The following is a 15986-nucleotide window of genomic DNA, read 5'->3' as shown; positions in this document are numbered from 1 at the left end:
ATTGATATTAAATTATTGTCGTAATGATAGATATTTTTTGTGCAGGAAGGCAATTGGAGTCCCGATACAGCATATTATAATTATGATTGATAGGAACAAAGGAAAATCTAAATGTTTTTCTGGCAAAACAGGAAATACAACTGGAAGCACTACTAGATTCATGATAATCCAAACAAAAATGCCATAAACAATTCCGGATGCAAGTGTATTTTTTTTCAAAAATGAAAAGTAAGGATACACAGTATAGTAAAACCATGTAAAAGTAAAAGCTATAAAATAGTGCAATAAAACTCCGTATAGAGCCATTTGTGAACCTCCAGAATAGGCTTCTTTTTTAAAGATTCCGCTAGCGATTGATTGTAAAATTTTGATTCCTGTAGTTTTGTCGAGAATTCCAGCATAAACTACAATTGCAGTAACAAGGTCTAGAGTTCCCGCAATTAATCCTGTAATAAAAATGGCTCCGCTTTTTGATTTCATATAGATCTGTTTTTGGTTGATTTGAAGCTTTAAATTATATTTTGGTCAGCATTTTGTAAATTGAGTTTAATTGATGTGTATGCCTTTGGGTATGAACGAGAGCAAAATTGATCCACTCATAAATGGTGAATTTATCAAAACCTGGAACCTGAAAATCCTGACAGGTTAAGGTTAGATCATAATTTTCAGTTGCAGTAAGCAAATCAGATTCGATACTCAGAAGTGCTAAAGTTAACGAATTTTTGTTATACTCCTTATTTTCAGGTTTTAGGAAATCTGGAGAATCCATTTTTATACTAAAATTTAAAAAAAGGCCTTCTAGTTGCGGGACAAATTCCTGATATTTTCGAATTGTTTTTTCCGTTTTTCCCGCAAACAATTCGGGATAGCCTGAGCAGGCCAGAATGATATGCTGTGCAGTTTGTCCCGCCGTCCAGCTGTCTTTATAAGGAACTGTATTTAATTCTTCTTCAGAAAAAGAAGCAAGTGTTTCATTTAATTTTTTGAAAGTTTCAGCAATATTTTTTTGGACTTCGGTTTTCATATTATTGATTTTTGAAGTTTATCAAATTACGGAAGTAATCCACCAGACATTTCCAAAGGGATCTGTTATGCCACAAGTTCGGCCATAATCTTGATTGCTTAATTCCATCAGTGAACTGGCGCCATTTTCTAATGCCTTTTGATACGTTTCGTCAGCATTTGGAACATAAACAAATAAGTTTGCCGTTTGTTTAGCCCAATCTGTTATTTCATCGGTAATCATTATCGTGCTTCCGTTTAGGGTAATTTCAGCATGCATAATGGTTCCGTCCTCGCGAAATGATTTTGTATTTGTTTCAGTTGCTCCAAAAACTTTTTTTGTAAAATCGATAAATTTTGAAGCCCCTTGTAAAATCAGATACGGCATTATCGTTTGATGTTCTGCTGGAATATTCATTTTTATGTGATTTAAAATTCAATATTCTAAAATTACGATTTATTTTTTAATAAATTGTAAATCAATAAATTGTGGTTTTATAAAAGCACTTCGCAGTGATAACCACACGAGTTTAAAAGTTCGATCACGCTATTGTTACATACTGAAGTTGCATGAATACGAAGAATTTTATCACAGTCTTCAAGATCAAAATTGATAATGCTGTTTGGGAAATGTTCAAGAAGCTTCCCTACAATCAAATGAGATTGTTCGACTTCTTGAACATTTGTTTTGAAAACCTCTATCATCACGCCAAAAGGTTATAAGGCTATATTTTTATAGCGTTCGATTTTATGGTAATAGATATATGAAGTTGCTAAAATCAATAAAATGATCAACGGGAAGAAACTTTGAAAATTCATTCCGTCAACTGCAAAATGACTGATTGAAGCAAAGATGAAATCAAATCCAAATCCAGCGTAAGCCCATTCTTTTACATTTTTAGGAACTTGTGGAATCACTAATGCTAAAACGCCTAATATTTTGAAAACAACTAATGCATTTCCAAAATACTCAGGATATCCTAAGTGTCTGATTCCTTCTTTTGCTAATTCTGTTTGTGAAGTAAGTGCGGGCATAACACCTTCAAATAAGAAAATTAGAATTGTCGTTGTCCAAAAAATAATCTTTGCTTTTTTCATGTGGCTTTGTTTTTAAATAGTTATTAGTTAATGTCTTACAAACTTACTAAACTTATTTTTTTACGAAATACACATTTACGACTATTTTAGGGGCATTTGCGACAAACTGGTTTTGAATTATGAATTATGAATTATGAATTGTGTGTTGTATATTGTGTATTATACTGTGTTACACATGCAGTTTGTCATCCTGACGAGGAAGGATCTCCACAAGTTGCTCGAAAAAGATTTGTCTTCCTGAGCGAAGTCGAAGGACACGTAAAGTGAGGACATACCACGTGGATTCAGCATGCGATACTTCGACTTCGCTCGGGAGGATAAATCGAGACGGTAAAGTTGGAATTTGGAATTTTATAGTTTGGAATTAGAATCTAAAAAGTAATTCGTAATCACAAACAAATCCTCAAAACCTAATCTGGTATAAATACCTTTTCCTAATGCCGAAGCCTGTAATTGTGCATATTCGCAATCAGCATCAATAGCTTCGTTGAGGGCAAATTTCATGATTTCTTCGGCAAAACCTTTTTTGCGCATTTCCGGAATTACGCCAACGCCATGAATTCCCATAGTTTTTCCGGTTTGAAAAAGATTTAGCGTTCCGATTGGCTTTCCTTCAAAATGAACCAAATAAAATTTACTGTTTTCATAATTATGAACCAGTGTTTCTTTACTGACTACATAACTAAAAGATAGCGGATAAATATCAGACCAAGTCTTGGCATCTTGTTCATTTAAAACTCTTTTAAAAGTTAGATTGTTTTGAACAGGAAATTTTTCACTAAGTTTCAAAGCCATTGCTACCAATTGGACTCTTATTTGAAATCCGTTTTTCTCGAAGATTTCATTTGAATTGCTTCCAAAAATATCCCAATACGGAATTATCAATCCAGGATTCTTTTCTATAATTTCAAGAATCTGAGGCAGATTATCTTCGGTAATATCTTCGCGGAACCACAATCGGTTTGGCCAGCCTGAGTTTTTTATTTGGCTGAATTGAAACGGATCAATTTTATGATAAGAAAGGAGAGGAGTTGCAACGGTTTTCCAAAGTTCGGTAAGATTGTCAATATTATCTTTAATGAGGTTTGCATTTTTCATTTTGTGCGTAGAATTTAAATCTAGAGCAAAGATAAAATTAGCTTTCTTAGAAAACCTTTACATATGTTGATTTACATATCTTTTTCAAGACTTTTTCTGATTCGGCTTAATTGCGTTGGCGTAATGCCTAAATGCGATGCTATATGCAACAACGGAATGCGATCTGCAATAGTTGGATTTTTCTCCAGTAAACTTAAATATCGTTCAGTTGCATTTTGCATAACCAGAGCAATCTCTTTTTGTTCTTTTTCGATAATCCAGTTTTTTTCCAAATAAGCAATATAAAAGGTTTTAAGATCATCATTTTCATGAATCACTTTGATATATTTTTGGTAATCAAGACTGATTAAAATACAATCTTCTAAAGCTTCAATCGTAAAACTGGAAGGCGTTTGCAACATTGATGAAACTTTAGAGCATGCCAATTTGTTTTCGAAAAAAAGATTTTTGTTATAGAAATTTCCTTGTTCGTCAGTAATAAAAGTTCGCAGAATTCCTTTTGCAATAAAGTAAAGATTTTTACAGATTTCCCCGTTTTCTAATACTATTTCTCCCTTTTTGATGGTCTGGAAATGTGTCAGGTTTTCAAGCAATTTCCATGACTTTTCAGAAATAGGAGCATAACTCTCGAAATATAGTTTCAGATTGTTGAGGTAGGTTTCTTTATTGAAAGTCATTTTTTGTGAGTTTTGCTACGAAGGCGCTAGGGCGCAAAGTTTTTATTCAAAAATAAAGAAATAAGCTCAAAGTTGTCATTTCGACGAAGGAGAAATCTTCGCAAGTAGCTCCGTAATAGGAAGCCAATCTTTGTAGAGCTACTTGCGAAGATCCCTCGTTCCTCGGGATGACAAAAATGAGAATAAATCTGCGATCCTTCGACTTCGCTCAGGAGGACAAAAAATGAGAATAAATCTGCTGAATCTGTGAAATCTGCGAGAGAGAAAAAAACTTTGTGTCTTAGCGTCTTAGTGGCAATAAAAAAACGCCATGAAACTAAAAGTCTCACAGCGTTTTCATCTCAAAAAATAAATAATTAACGGGTAACGGGTATTTTATTTCCAGCCTCCGCCGAGTGCGCGATACAATTCTGTGTTGGCTGTTAGTTGTTGTCTTTTTATGTCTGCTAATTCTAATTCGCTTTGTAATAAATTCGCTTGAGCGGTTAAAACTTCAAGATATTCAGCCATTCCGTTTTTGAAAAGCAGATTGGCATTTTTAATAGCTTGTTGCAATGTTTTTACTTTTTGCTGCAAGAAAGTTTCTTGTTGTTGTAATTTCTCAGTTACAACCAAAGCATCAGCAACTTCACTCACCGCAATCAAAACCGATTGTCTGAAATTGATAACTGCTTTTTCTCTTTCTGCAACAGCGATATTATATTGTGTTTTTAATCTTTTATTGTTCAATAAAGGCTGTGTCAAACCTCCTGCTACAGTTCCAAAAAGCGAAGCTGGAATATTGAACCAAGTGCTGGTTTCAAAAGAGTTTACACCACCTTGAGCGGTAATTCTCAATGTTGGATATAAATCGGCTTTTGTGATTCCGACATTAGCGTTAGCGATTTTTAAAGTCAATTCGGCGCTTTTAACATCAGGTCTTCTGCCTACTAATGAAGCAGGAATTCCAACACTGTTATCATTTTTAATTGCAACTGAATTCAACAAAGCAGTTCTTTGTTTTGAAGAAGGAAATGAACCTGTCAAAACACTCAATGCATTTTCCTGTATGGCAATATTTTGTTCCAATAACGGAATCAGTTGCTCTGAATTTAATTTCTGTGCTTCTGATTGCTGAATGGCCAATGAAGTAGTTTGTCCAGCATCATATTTCAGTTTGATGATGTTGGTTGTGCTATCATTCAGTTTCACATTTTGTCTTGCAATATCAAGTTGCGCGTCCAGCATCAAAAGATTGTAATAGCCTCTTGAAACATTGGCAACAATATTTGTTTGCAAAGCTTTTTTTACTTCTTCAGATTGAAGATAGGCTGCAAAAGCACCTTTTTTCTGGTTTTTGATTTTTCCCCAAATATCAGCTTCCCAGGAAAGTGTTGCTCCAGCAGAGAAATCGTCAATATGTTTTTGGCCCAAAGCCTGATTCAAATTCATTCCAGTAAAACTATTGTCCGACGGATTGCTTGAACTTGCATTTATACCTAAGTTAACCTGAGGCACATTTCCCCATTTTGACTGCGTGAAACGGTATTGTGCAATTTCGATGTTTTTTTCAGCAATTTGCAAATCATTGTTTCTGGCGATTGCGCTGTCAATTAGTTGCACAATATCTTTTTCAGTATAAAAGTTTTTCCACTCCAAATCGCCGATACTTGCCGTATCTTTTGAAACAGCTGCATTCCTGAAATTCTCAGGAAATGCATCTTTTGGTGTTTCAATATCCTTTGATACCTTACAGGATATTAAGGTCGTGATCAGAATGGCGAAGACCACGATTTTGGTTATATGATTTTTCATTGTTTTTTTATTAGATTTCTTTATCCGTTGGGTGTGTTATTTAAACACATAGAATCATAGTTTTTTGAAGGCTTAAAAAGGCGTTTCTCTAATTTAAATGCACATAGTTCTATGTGTGGAAACTTGTTTCTTTCATTCTCCTTTTACTTTTTAAAGAAATAAAATCTATGTTTCTATGTGTTAAAATATCATTGTTTAAATTCACTTAAAGGATTAAATTTCTGTACAAGTATCTTTTCGAGTTTCAAGATCTTTTGAGATTCTGTACGATATATAAGCGATGCCGATAATTACGGTCACCAAGATTGTCGTTATATAGTTTTCCATTTTTATTTTTCTTCGTTATGAATTACTGCTACTGGTTTTCCAGTAACTTTTTCTTGTAAATGTTGGAATACTATGAATAATACCGGAATTATAAATAATCCTAGAATTACTCCAGAAAGCATTCCGCCCGCCGCTCCAATACTGATCGAGTGATTTCCTTGAGCCGATGGTCCTTTGGCACTCATCATTGGCACTAAACCAACCACAAAGGCTAGGGAAGTCATGATAATTGGTCGCAAACGTAATTTTGCGGCATCAATTGATGCTCTAACTAAAGCTTGTCCTGATTTTCGTTTTTGCACCGCAAATTCCACAATCAAAATGGCATTTTTGGCGAGAAGCCCAATCAGCATGACAAGTGCAACTTGAACGTAAATGTTGTTTTCAATTCCGGTCAAGCCGATTGCCACAAATACTCCAAATATACCTGCAGGAATTGATAAGATTACAGCCAATGGCAAAATGTAACTTTCATACTGTGCGGCAAGTAAGAAATAGACGAATATCAAACACAGTAAGAAAATCGTAGCCGATTGTCCTCCAGAAGAAATCTCTTCACGAGTCTGTCCTGAAAATTCATATCCGTAGCCTGCAGGCAATTGTTGTGCTGCAACTTCTTCAATTGCTTTAATGGCGTCTCCAGAACTAAATCCAGGTTTTGGAATCGCATTAATCGAAATTGAGTTGAACAAGTTGTATCGCGAAGCGGTTTCTGAACCATAAACACGAGTCAATTTTACTAAAGTGTTTATTGGCACCATTTCGCCTGTTTTATTTTTTACAAAAACACGATCAATTGATGATGGATCAGCTCTGTCAGCAATATCAGCTTGAACTACAACTCGGTAATATTTTCCGAATCGGTTAAAATCAGAAGCTTGTGCACTACCAAAATAAGTCTGCATGGTTTGTAAAATGTCTTTTACATTTACGCCCAACTGATTTGCTTTTTCATCATTGATATCCAATTGCAATTGAGGATAATCAGCTTTGAAACTGGTAAAGGCTACAGCGATTTCTGGACGTTTCATTAGTTCTCCAATGAAGTTTTGAGAAATACCACTGAACTTATCCAATTTTCCTCCCGTTTTATCTTGAAGCACTAAATCTAAAGCTTCAACGTTGCTAAATCCAGGAACCGTTGGGAAACTGAACACGAAGAAACTTCCGCCAGAAATTGAACCCAATTTACCACGAACTTGATTCATGATGTCCTCGATGTTTTTCACTTCGCCTCGGTCTTCATTTGGTTTAAGCAATACGAAAACAACTGCTGAAGATGGACTAGTCGAATTGGTCAATAAGTTGAAACCAGAAATAGCGGTTACAAATCGTGATGCATCCAAACCTCTTAACGTATTTTCTGCTTCAGTCATTACTTTCTGCGTTCCGTCAAGCGATGTTCCAGATGGCGTGTTTACTGCAATTGCGATAAATCCTTGATCTTCTGTTGGAATAAATCCAGCAGGAGTTGTTTTTACTAATAAAACAGTTGCGATTGTAATTGCCGCTAATCCACCTAAACTCAACCATTTTTTTCTGATTAAGAATTTGATTCCGCCTACATAACGATTCGTCAATGATTCAAAACTGCTGTTGAAAGCGGTAAAGAATTTCTCTTTAAATCCTTTTTTAGCATAAGGCGCATTTGCATCGTGAGCACCGTGATTATCTTTTAAGAATAATGCAGCAAGTGCTGGAGACAATGTCAAGGCATTTACAGCCGAAATTACAATTGCAATTGCCATAGTAAAGGCAAACTGACGATAGAAAACCCCTGTTGAGCCTTCCATAAAACCAACCGGCAGGAATACAGCAGCCATTACCAGCGTAATCGAGATAATAGCACCCGTTATTTCGTGCATTGCTTCATGTGTGGCGATTTTTGGAGACAAATGTTTGTGCTCCATTTTCGCATGCACGGCCTCTACGACGACAATCGCGTCATCCACCACAATACCAATCGCTAAGATTAAAGCGAAAAGTGTAAGAAGGTTGATCGAGAATCCGAATAACTGCATGAAGAAGAACGTTCCTAAAATTGCTACAGGTACAGCAATAGCCGGGATTAATGTTGATCTGAAATCCTGAAGGAAAATAAATACTACAATAAATACCAGTATAAAAGCTTCTAATAAGGTGTGTTCAACCTGTTCAATAGATTGATCCAGAGATACTTTTGTACTATAGAAAATATTATGTTTTATTCCTTTTGGGAAATCTTTAGATGCTTTTTCCATCATTTTATTGATGGCAATCTGAATATCATTTGAGTTAGAACCTGCTAACTGAATAACTCCAATTACAACTCCTTTTTTACCATTTAAACGTGTTAAACTGTTATAAGAATAAGCGCCAAGTTCAACTCTCGCAACATCTTTTAAATGTAAAACAGAACCATCAGGATTAGAGCGTATTGCAATGTTTTCATAATCTTCAGGTTTGGTTAGTTTCCCTTTGTATTTGATTACATATTCAAAAACCTCTTTGCTTCGTTCACCAAATTTACCAGGAGCCGCTTCCAAACTTTTGTCTTGAATAGCGCTCATGATTTCACTTGGCGTGATTTTGTAAGTTGACATTTGTGTCGGATTCAACCAAACACGCATAGAATAGTCTTTTACACCACCAAAAATACTGGCAGAACCCACACCCGGAATACGTTTCAGTTCCGGAATAATATTGATTTGAGCGTAATTGGCAACAAAAGTCTGATCGTATTTTGATTCATCTTCCGTGTACATACCAATCGCCATGATGAAACTGTTTTGCTGTTTCGCTGTGATTACACCTTGTTGTACAACCTCTGCAGGAAGCTGGCTTGTTGCTTGCGCCACTCTGTTTTGAACGTTAACTGCAGCTTGGTCGGCATCTGTTCCTAATTTGAAGAACACCGTAATTGCCAAACTACCATCATTACTCGCGGTAGAACTCATGTAAGTCATGTTTTCTACACCATTTATAGATTCTTCTAAAGAAGGAGCAACTGAACGTAAAACCGTTTCTGCGTTTGCTCCAGGATATACCGCCGTTACCAAAACCGATGGTGGCGCAATATCAGGAAACTGCTGCAAAGGCAATTTAGTTAGACCAAGTACCCCCAAGATCACCAATAAAATGGAAATAACGGTCGCTAGTACAGGTCGTTGTATAAATATTTTGAACATTGTCGTTTTTATTATTTTTGATTAATTACTTGGGCAACTTTCGTTGATTTTTCAGGCTGAATAACCTGTCCTTCTTGAAGTTTGTCAATACCGCTTAATACGATTTGGTCGCCAGATTTCACACCATCTTTGATTAGATAGTTTGTACCGCTTTTACCAGCAATTGTGATTGGCATTTTGCTTACTTTATTGTCTTTGCTTACAGTAAATACAAATACTTTATCCTGCATTTCAACTGTAGCCGATTGTGGTACCAAAATCGCATCGTCATGTTGCACACCTAAACGGATTCTTCCTGTATTTCCAGAACGTAAAATTCCGTTTGCATTTGGGAAAGTAGCTCTCACTGTAATCGCTCCGGTTGTTTTGTCAAACTGACCGTCAACCATATCAATTTTTCCAGTTTGAGGATAAGCATTGTTATCTGCTAAAACTAAAGTTACAGGAGGCAATTTTCTAATTTTATCGCCGATAGTACTTCCAGCATATTGTGCTTTGAAGTTGATGAAATCTGTTTCTCCAAGAGAGAAATAAGCAAAAACTTCGTGTACATCAGAAAGATTTGTCAAAGGCTCAACATCAGTAGCCGAAACTAAACTTCCTTGTTTTTTTGGCAATCTTCCGATGTAACCACTAACTGGAGCTGTTACAGTAGTATATCCTAAATTGATTTTAGCAGAACCTACCATTGCTTTTGCTTGTTCAATATTAGCTGCAGCAATTTTTTGAGAAGCTTTAGCTGTTTTCAATTGATAATCTGAAACTACTTTGTTTTGAACTAACGGAGTCAATTTGTCAACTTCTAAATTTGCATTTATCAAAGCCGCTTCTGCCGCGTGAAGATTTGCTAAAGCATTGTTCAATTGTTCACGGAAAGGGCGTTCGTTTATTTTGAATAAAGTTTGACCTTTTGTTACATAAGCACCTTCGTCAACATAAACTCTTTCAAGATTTCCACTTACTTGCGGACGAATTTCAACGTCAACAGTACCTTGTATAGAAGCAGGATATTCAGCGTCAGTAGTTGTGTTAGCACTTGTTATCGCAGCAACTGGTAAAACCGGTGGAGGTGGAGCAGCAGGTGCCTGATTTTTATCGGCACAGCTGCTTAATACTAATGCCAGAATAAAGCTGGTTATAATTACATTTTTCATTTTCATATTGGTTTTAAATTGTTGGACATTCATTTGTTTTGAAATCTTTTGCATTCTGACATTCTCAGGATTCATAATTAATTTGATTAAATTATCTAACGTTGTTAAGTTAAAGAGCGCAATTTTGCTTTTTTAAGCTGTTTTTGATTCTGCTTTGAATCGGTATTAAATTATTTATCACTGTTAAGTAAAAGAGTAAAAAAACTCGAAATTACGTTAATTAAATTTTCTAACAGTGTTAAGTTAAGTTTCTAAAAAAAAGGATCTTGAAACTGTCCTTAAATTATTTTACACTGTTAAGTGAAACTGAAAATTTTTTTATTGTATTGATTTTATAATACCGCCAATAGCGTCTTTTAAAATTTGATTGTTGATACTTTCTAAAGCTCCATTTCTGTTGATGATGTTGATCGCAATCAAACCATGAATTACTGAAAAGAAAGTAAAATACTTTTGTTTAATAATTTCCGGATCCGGATTACTGTCTTTCATGATTTCAGCAATTACTGCTGTAAACATCATGTAAGGCGTATCAGAAAGCGAACATTTTTGCGAACAGCAATTCATTTGAACACCAAACATTACTTGGTACATTTCAGTATCTGTAAAAGCAAAATCCCAATACGCCATCCACATGGCTTCTAATTGTTCTTCTGGTTTTTCAAATTTTGCTTTCGCATTCTCTAATTCTTTTGCTAGTTTAATAAAACCTTTTCCGGTCAATTCAGTTAAAATAGCATCTTTATTAGAAAAGTATTCATAAATAATTGGGGCAGTATATTCAATTCTGTCAGCAATCTTGCGCATACTCAAACCATTCCAGCCGTCTTCCTTTACGATGTCATAAGCAGCGCCAAGAATATTATTTCTTGTCTCTTCTTTTTGTCTTAAAATTCGATCTTTGCTAGCCATTTTGATTAAGTATTAAATTGTTTAACACTGTTAGGCAAATGTATGGCGGTTTTTCGAATTACAAAATATTTTTATCATAATATTTTCTTATCGTGCGATAAATGATTTTGAAAAAACTCGTGAGGTATTGATTTAATTGAGGTTTTAATTTTGGTAATATTTTTTTGTAGCAGAAATTTTTCGTTTTTTAGACCTTTTGTCCCGCTCTACATTATATCTTTTATGTCGAACCCCGCCATAAAAGGATATCATTTCGATCGGGGCTAGACAAGAATGTATCATTTTCATAATTTTCTGTAGAAACGAAATAAAAAAATCCCTGGTCAACTGGACTGAAGTCCAGCTCTACAATATTGGTAGAGCCACAGGCTCTTTTTTGTGCTAATAACAAGAAAAATTCCGTAGGAATGCCTCATATTGTAGGGCTGGACTTCAGTCCAGTCTAAAAAAAATAAGCGATGCAATTTGTCATCGTATTAAAAATAAACAAGCGAAATAAGAACGATTATCTGATTATTTCATTCCACGGACGTTCATTTCTAATGTATAAACACTTTTACTGGCAGTAATAAATAATGTTTTAAATTTTTTTCCTCCAAAACAAACATTCGCCGTCCATGGTTCAGGAACATCAATATGGGCTATTTTTTCTCCTTTTGGATTGAATACCGTAACTCCATTTCCGCATAAGTAAATGTTTCCGAACTCATCGATCGTCATGCCATCTGAGCCTGATTCGGTAAACAGCGTTTTTTTGCCTAAAGAACCATTGCTTTCGATGGTATAAGAATATGTTTTATTTGCCGCTATATCTGCTACGTATAAGGTTTTTCCATCCGACGTTCCAATGATGCCATTCGGTTTTACAAGATCATTCGCAACGTTTGTAATTTTGGATTTATCTGGAGATAAATAGTAAACACATTCTTTCTCTATTTCTTTGGAAGTATGTTTCCAGTAATCCCTTTTATAGAAAGGATCTGTAAAATAGATACCGCCTTTTGGATCAACCCAGAGATCATTGGGACCATTCAGTCTTTTTCCTTCGAAGTTGTTCAGTAAGACAGTATAATTTTTGTTTTTGTCTATTTTCCAAAGCTCATTTTTTTCATCGGCGCAAGCCAAAAGATTACCTGCGTGATCAAAGTACAAACCATTAGCTCTTCCTGCATTTTCCATAAAAACAGAAAGTTCACCATTAACCGACCATTTCATGATTCTGTTATTAGGCTGATCCGTAAAATAAATATTTCCTTTCTTGTCAGAAGCAGGCCCTTCTGTAAAACTGAATTGATCTGATAGTTTTGTGAGAACTGCGCCTTTTGCTATTACAGTATGGCTTTTTTCTTTTGCTGTCTGAGCGTATATAAAATTTGTAAAAGTCAAAGTAATAAGTAATAAAAAGTATTGTTTTATTTTGAGTTTGAATTGGGTCATTATAAAGGTTTAAAAGTTGCTTTTGAAGTGTTTTTAAAAGTAGTTTTTATTTCTGATATTCTGTAAAATCAGGTTTAAAATTGCTCGTATTTGAAAAATTTCTTTTGGAGAAATTTTAAAATATTTTTCTGGAGCAGAAGCTTTTTTATTCTTAAGAAGACTTGTCCCGCTCTACACTATATCTTTTGTGTTGAACCCCAACACAAAAGGATGTCGTTTCGATCGGGGCTAATTGAGAAGTATTGTTTTTTGTAAGTTTTATATCGTAAAATTAATCTGTTTTGCGCATAAAAGAATTGATATAGTTTGTCTATTTATTTTATATTAAAGTATTTTCTTTTTGCATTTTCATATGAAGTAAAAGGCGCTCCCTCAAGTTGATAATCGAATTCTAAAAACGATTCACTCCAGAGATTTCCTTCTTCATCGACGTTACTTAAAATACTTTCTTTAACTACTTTTTTATTTGCAACTACAAACTGAATAAATTCCATAAACGGATAATGATCTCCCACATCTTCTAAAAATTCGATTAAAAAATTTTCAATCTTCAATTTATCCACCAATTCAATGATTTCCTGAGTTTCTTCCAGTAAATTTGACTTATTTTGAATTAGTTCATCAATCGTTTCATATTTACCGAATTCTTCACGAACATCTTCCATTGTAAAAGAAATTTGAAGAGGAAAGTGAATATAATCATTGTTAATAAAGTGAATTATATCGCTAGGAATAGATGTCAACTTATCCTTAGTTGTCATTCTAGATCTTACAAAGTGTCCCATTTAAATTTATTATGCTGTGATATTAATACTTTACAGATCTTAATATTTCGTAAAATTGGTAAAAAAAAATTAAAACAAAAATATAATTTTCATATTGATGATAATTCCTTTTCTTAGGTTATTGTTGGACATGATTTTTTCGTAACATTACAAAAAAAACAATGAACACGCTAACTACCATAAAAACCACAATCGCAGTCTTATTTTTCCAACAGATTGCATTTTCGCAAGAAACCAAAAAAGAGACGCCAGCAGAAGTGAAACACACAATCGAAAATTGCGTGAATCATTTCGATTTAAATAAAGCTACCAAAACAAAAGTGGGTTATCAATATTGGTTCGCCGATAAAAATTTCACGGAGGAAAACACCTTAAAAATGAGTATCGTCGAGCCAGGAAAATCTACACACGCACCACACCATCATCCAGAGGAAGAATTCTTTTATATTCTTGAAGGTTCTGCTTCTTTTTTCTTAGACGGTAAAACTGTTGTTGTTGGCCCAAATACAAGCTTATATTGTCCGCCAAATGCAGAACATGGAATAAGTAATGCTGGAACTACCGATTTGAAATATTTGGTGATTAAAAAAGATTTGAGGTAAAAAAGTCTGGTTTCATTTTTAAAAACTACAAAAAACAAAAGAAGCTTTTAGAAAGAAAAAGCGATTTTAGTACTATGAAAAAAATCACTTCGATACTAATGATGCTTAGTTTGATGATGGCTTGTAGATCACCTCAAGACAGTGAAAATTGTCACTATAGTATTAAATTGAAGAATAACACCAATAAGGTCTTTTACCTTTATGCAGTAGATTCAATCTTGCCATTGAGCGATATACGTACTGATCCCTTTTTTAAACCCATGTCTGCATTTGCGGGTAACGATGGGATAGAAATGGGAAGAATCCGTTTTGTTGGTGGTGGACGACCGACATGCATTGAAGAAGTAATGCAAAATAAGAAATATCTTCATATTTATTTACTTGATTCTGCTTCTCTTGCCAATAAAAATTGGGATGAAATACGACATAACAATCTAATAGAAAGAAAAATTAAAGTAACTATAGATGAATTAAGAAAAAGTAATTTTACAATAGATTACAATGGAAAAAAATAGTAATACATTAATAAATTATACTAATTCAGATAGTAATTGCTTTTTCCTACTTAATAGCTATAGTATAAGTCAAATATTTTCCATCAGGCTGTAAAAATCGAATCGTTTTATTTCCGGTTGATGTAGCAATAAAATTATAGGTCGTTTCAAGATTCAAAATATTCGAGGTACAGAAACAGCCTTCGTATTTTGCTTTTACCGTAATGGTTTTTATATTTCCTAAATTGGTTTCAGAAACGCCACCAAAACTGCCACAGCCATTAAGAGCAATATATTTGATTTTAATTGGAATGGTTTGATTGACCTGACCGCTTACAGGAACAGCTGCTGAAACTACGGGAGTGTGTTGATACGATAGGCAAACTTGATCAAAGGTTTCAGTCCATTTTACAAAGGAATACTCTTTTATTTTAGTTTTCCAATAAGTTTGTGTTCCTTCGGGAATACCTAAATAAATATTTTTAGAGTCACTTAAACCGTCCTGTAGTTTCAGCGAAGAAATTAAATCAAACAAGCCTTTTTGGTTGTTGGCATCCATTTTAAAAAAACTGTTTAAGATAATGGTTCTATTTTCAGTCTCAATATAAAAAACTGAGTATGGTGTAGCGGCCCAAGCGCCTGTTTTTATATAAGGCTCTTCATTTAGTTTATTAATCAAATTTTCGACACCATCCTTCGGGGTATTGGAATAATAATGAAAGCCATTCATTTGTAGAATATCGAACTGTAATTCATTCAAAGTTTTAAAAACTTCACTTAAATCGGCATCTTTCTTGATTCCTATAGCGAGATTCACTTTTTCAGAATTTTTAGTTTTACCAGTAGGTGGAGGAGTGGTTTCTGCATTTTCGCTTGAGCAGCTAAAAAATAAGAATACAACAATACTTAAGGTTAAAATTTTGCTCATTTTCTATCGGTTTTATTAAATAGATGAGTTAATTGTCAAATAGTTGCGTGTAAAATTAGTTTTTTTTTAGATGCAAAGATTTATTATATTTTCTTTCGATTAATATGAAGAATAACAGGTTTTTCACCATCCATATTTCTTTTCTGTCTTCCAAATAAACCGATTTCAAGATCTTCTGGTTTTTCCGATACTTCGCTCGGACTCACATAAGTATACATTCCATATCCATGTCCTGAAACAATCCAGCCTTCGGTTTCATTTAAATGAGTTACGCCAAAATCTCCTGCTGATCCGCCTACATGTACGGGACCAAATTCTTTCATTAATTTTATGGCTTCATTTTCTAAATTCGGAATAGTATCGGCATTATCAAAAATTATATATGTTCCATTTTTAAATAAAACCCAATCTTGAAATTGTGGATTTATTGCCAATTTAACGTGATTTAGTAAATCAGCTTCTGTCATCTCTTTGGAATTTGTATTTTTAGTTTTCATTTTTTCAGACTTTC

17 protein-coding genes are annotated in these 15986 nt (G+C 34.3%); 2 read left to right on the top strand and 15 right to left on the bottom strand.

The features are described from left to right. Nucleotides 1-12: 12 nt before the first annotated feature. The 13 genes from AAYQ19_RS05630 to AAYQ19_RS05570 all read right to left on the bottom strand — a co-directional run bounded on the left by AAYQ19_RS05630 (nucleotide 13) and on the right by AAYQ19_RS05570 (nucleotide 13451). Entirely contained in the window at nucleotides 13-480 is a 468-nt protein-coding gene (locus AAYQ19_RS05630) for a DUF1440 domain-containing protein (RefSeq protein WP_343534789.1), read from the bottom strand. 34 nt (nucleotides 481-514) lie between these two features. Beyond that, entirely contained in the window at nucleotides 515-1024 is a 510-nt protein-coding gene (locus AAYQ19_RS05625) for a DinB family protein (RefSeq protein WP_343534787.1), read from the bottom strand. A 21-nt stretch (nucleotides 1025-1045) separates the two neighbouring features. Continuing rightward, nucleotides 1046-1420: a VOC family protein gene (locus tag AAYQ19_RS05620; protein WP_343534785.1), complete on the bottom strand. Its 375-nt coding sequence runs from the start codon at nucleotides 1418-1420 to the stop codon at nucleotides 1046-1048. Between the two features lie 77 nt (nucleotides 1421-1497). Continuing rightward, nucleotides 1498-1707 (bottom strand): hypothetical protein, encoded by a 210-nt coding sequence (locus tag AAYQ19_RS05615; RefSeq protein WP_343534783.1) that lies wholly within the window; start codon nucleotides 1705-1707, stop codon nucleotides 1498-1500. A 12-nt stretch (nucleotides 1708-1719) separates the two neighbouring features. After that, nucleotides 1720-2100 carry a DoxX family protein gene (locus AAYQ19_RS05610; protein ID WP_343534781.1) on the bottom strand — a complete coding sequence of 127 codons (381 nt, stop codon included), beginning with the start codon at nucleotides 2098-2100 and terminating at the stop codon, nucleotides 1720-1722. Between the two features lie 351 nt (nucleotides 2101-2451). Then, a complete protein-coding gene (locus AAYQ19_RS05605) occupies nucleotides 2452-3198 on the bottom strand; it encodes a GNAT family N-acetyltransferase (RefSeq protein WP_343534779.1) in 747 nt (248 codons plus the stop codon). Nucleotides 3199-3269: 71 nt separating this feature from the next. After that, nucleotides 3270-3875 (bottom strand): Crp/Fnr family transcriptional regulator, encoded by a 606-nt coding sequence (locus AAYQ19_RS05600; RefSeq protein ID WP_343534777.1) that lies wholly within the window; start codon nucleotides 3873-3875, stop codon nucleotides 3270-3272. 375 nt (nucleotides 3876-4250) lie between these two features. Beyond that, the gene (locus tag AAYQ19_RS05595) at nucleotides 4251-5669 is read right to left on the bottom strand and encodes a TolC family protein (RefSeq protein WP_343534775.1); all 1419 of its coding nucleotides are present in this window, start codon (nucleotides 5667-5669) and stop codon (nucleotides 4251-4253) included. Nucleotides 5670-5998: 329 nt separating this feature from the next. Next, nucleotides 5999-9163 (bottom strand): efflux RND transporter permease subunit, encoded by a 3165-nt coding sequence (locus AAYQ19_RS05590; RefSeq protein ID WP_343534773.1) that lies wholly within the window; start codon nucleotides 9161-9163, stop codon nucleotides 5999-6001. A gap of 11 nt (nucleotides 9164-9174) precedes the next feature. Further along, nucleotides 9175-10317 carry an efflux RND transporter periplasmic adaptor subunit gene (locus AAYQ19_RS05585; protein WP_343534771.1) on the bottom strand — a complete coding sequence of 381 codons (1143 nt, stop codon included), beginning with the start codon at nucleotides 10315-10317 and terminating at the stop codon, nucleotides 9175-9177. Nucleotides 10318-10635: 318 nt separating this feature from the next. Next, nucleotides 10636-11229: a TetR/AcrR family transcriptional regulator gene (locus tag AAYQ19_RS05580; RefSeq protein WP_343534769.1), complete on the bottom strand. Its 594-nt coding sequence runs from the start codon at nucleotides 11227-11229 to the stop codon at nucleotides 10636-10638. A 513-nt stretch (nucleotides 11230-11742) separates the two neighbouring features. Continuing rightward, a complete protein-coding gene (locus tag AAYQ19_RS05575) occupies nucleotides 11743-12666 on the bottom strand; it encodes an SMP-30/gluconolactonase/LRE family protein (RefSeq protein ID WP_343534767.1) in 924 nt (307 codons plus the stop codon). Between the two features lie 314 nt (nucleotides 12667-12980). Continuing rightward, nucleotides 12981-13451, bottom strand: a complete 471-nt coding sequence (locus tag AAYQ19_RS05570; RefSeq protein WP_343534765.1) for a hypothetical protein — start codon at nucleotides 13449-13451, stop codon at nucleotides 12981-12983. Between the two features lie 161 nt (nucleotides 13452-13612). Between AAYQ19_RS05570 and AAYQ19_RS05565 the strand changes: the two genes are divergently transcribed. Further along, nucleotides 13613-14053 (top strand): cupin domain-containing protein, encoded by a 441-nt coding sequence (locus AAYQ19_RS05565; RefSeq protein WP_343534763.1) that lies wholly within the window; start codon nucleotides 13613-13615, stop codon nucleotides 14051-14053. Nucleotides 14054-14127: 74 nt separating this feature from the next. Further along, nucleotides 14128-14568: a hypothetical protein gene (locus tag AAYQ19_RS05560; RefSeq protein ID WP_343534761.1), complete on the top strand. Its 441-nt coding sequence runs from the start codon at nucleotides 14128-14130 to the stop codon at nucleotides 14566-14568. Between the two features lie 46 nt (nucleotides 14569-14614). On the opposite strand, the gene AAYQ19_RS05555 is transcribed toward AAYQ19_RS05560, so the two are convergent. Together AAYQ19_RS05555 and AAYQ19_RS05550 are read right to left on the bottom strand one after the other, a co-directional pair. Continuing rightward, nucleotides 14615-15475, bottom strand: coding sequence for a hypothetical protein (locus AAYQ19_RS05555; RefSeq protein ID WP_343534759.1), 861 nt, complete (start codon nucleotides 15473-15475; stop codon nucleotides 14615-14617). An 83-nt stretch (nucleotides 15476-15558) separates the two neighbouring features. Then, nucleotides 15559-15972 (bottom strand): hypothetical protein, encoded by a 414-nt coding sequence (locus AAYQ19_RS05550; RefSeq protein ID WP_343534757.1) that lies wholly within the window; start codon nucleotides 15970-15972, stop codon nucleotides 15559-15561. Nucleotides 15973-15986 lie beyond the last annotated feature (14 nt).

Origin of the sequence: Flavobacterium mesophilum, assembly GCF_039581405.1 — a bacterium.
Classification (GTDB): domain Bacteria; phylum Bacteroidota; class Bacteroidia; order Flavobacteriales; family Flavobacteriaceae; genus Flavobacterium.
This window is presented reverse-complemented; position numbering and strand designations above follow the sequence as displayed.

Bases quoted from the DNA above. Each gene is read 5' to 3' on its own strand.
- AAYQ19_RS05575 (WP_343534767.1), bottom strand. From the start codon at position 12,666: ATGACCCAATTCAAACTCAAAATAAAACAATACTTTTTATTACTTATT.
- AAYQ19_RS05550 (WP_343534757.1), bottom strand. From the start codon at position 15,972: ATGAAAACTAAAAATACAAATTCCAAAGAGATGACAGAAGCTGATTTA.
- AAYQ19_RS05560 (WP_343534761.1), top strand. From the start codon at position 14,128: ATGAAAAAAATCACTTCGATACTAATGATGCTTAGTTTGATGATGGCT.
- AAYQ19_RS05590 (WP_343534773.1), bottom strand. From the start codon at position 9,163: ATGTTCAAAATATTTATACAACGACCTGTACTAGCGACCGTTATTTCC.
- AAYQ19_RS05555 (WP_343534759.1), bottom strand. From the start codon at position 15,475: ATGAGCAAAATTTTAACCTTAAGTATTGTTGTATTCTTATTTTTTAGC.
- AAYQ19_RS05630 (WP_343534789.1), bottom strand. From the start codon at position 480: ATGAAATCAAAAAGCGGAGCCATTTTTATTACAGGATTAATTGCGGGA.
- AAYQ19_RS05615 (WP_343534783.1), bottom strand. From the start codon at position 1,707: ATGATAGAGGTTTTCAAAACAAATGTTCAAGAAGTCGAACAATCTCAT.
- AAYQ19_RS05625 (WP_343534787.1), bottom strand. From the start codon at position 1,024: ATGAAAACCGAAGTCCAAAAAAATATTGCTGAAACTTTCAAAAAATTA.
- AAYQ19_RS05595 (WP_343534775.1), bottom strand. From the start codon at position 5,669: ATGAAAAATCATATAACCAAAATCGTGGTCTTCGCCATTCTGATCACG.
- AAYQ19_RS05610 (WP_343534781.1), bottom strand. From the start codon at position 2,100: ATGAAAAAAGCAAAGATTATTTTTTGGACAACGACAATTCTAATTTTC.
- AAYQ19_RS05605 (WP_343534779.1), bottom strand. From the start codon at position 3,198: ATGAAAAATGCAAACCTCATTAAAGATAATATTGACAATCTTACCGAA.
- AAYQ19_RS05570 (WP_343534765.1), bottom strand. From the start codon at position 13,451: ATGGGACACTTTGTAAGATCTAGAATGACAACTAAGGATAAGTTGACA.
- AAYQ19_RS05565 (WP_343534763.1), top strand. From the start codon at position 13,613: ATGAACACGCTAACTACCATAAAAACCACAATCGCAGTCTTATTTTTC.
- AAYQ19_RS05585 (WP_343534771.1), bottom strand. From the start codon at position 10,317: ATGAAAAATGTAATTATAACCAGCTTTATTCTGGCATTAGTATTAAGC.
- AAYQ19_RS05620 (WP_343534785.1), bottom strand. From the start codon at position 1,420: ATGAATATTCCAGCAGAACATCAAACGATAATGCCGTATCTGATTTTA.
- AAYQ19_RS05600 (WP_343534777.1), bottom strand. From the start codon at position 3,875: ATGACTTTCAATAAAGAAACCTACCTCAACAATCTGAAACTATATTTC.
- AAYQ19_RS05580 (WP_343534769.1), bottom strand. From the start codon at position 11,229: ATGGCTAGCAAAGATCGAATTTTAAGACAAAAAGAAGAGACAAGAAAT.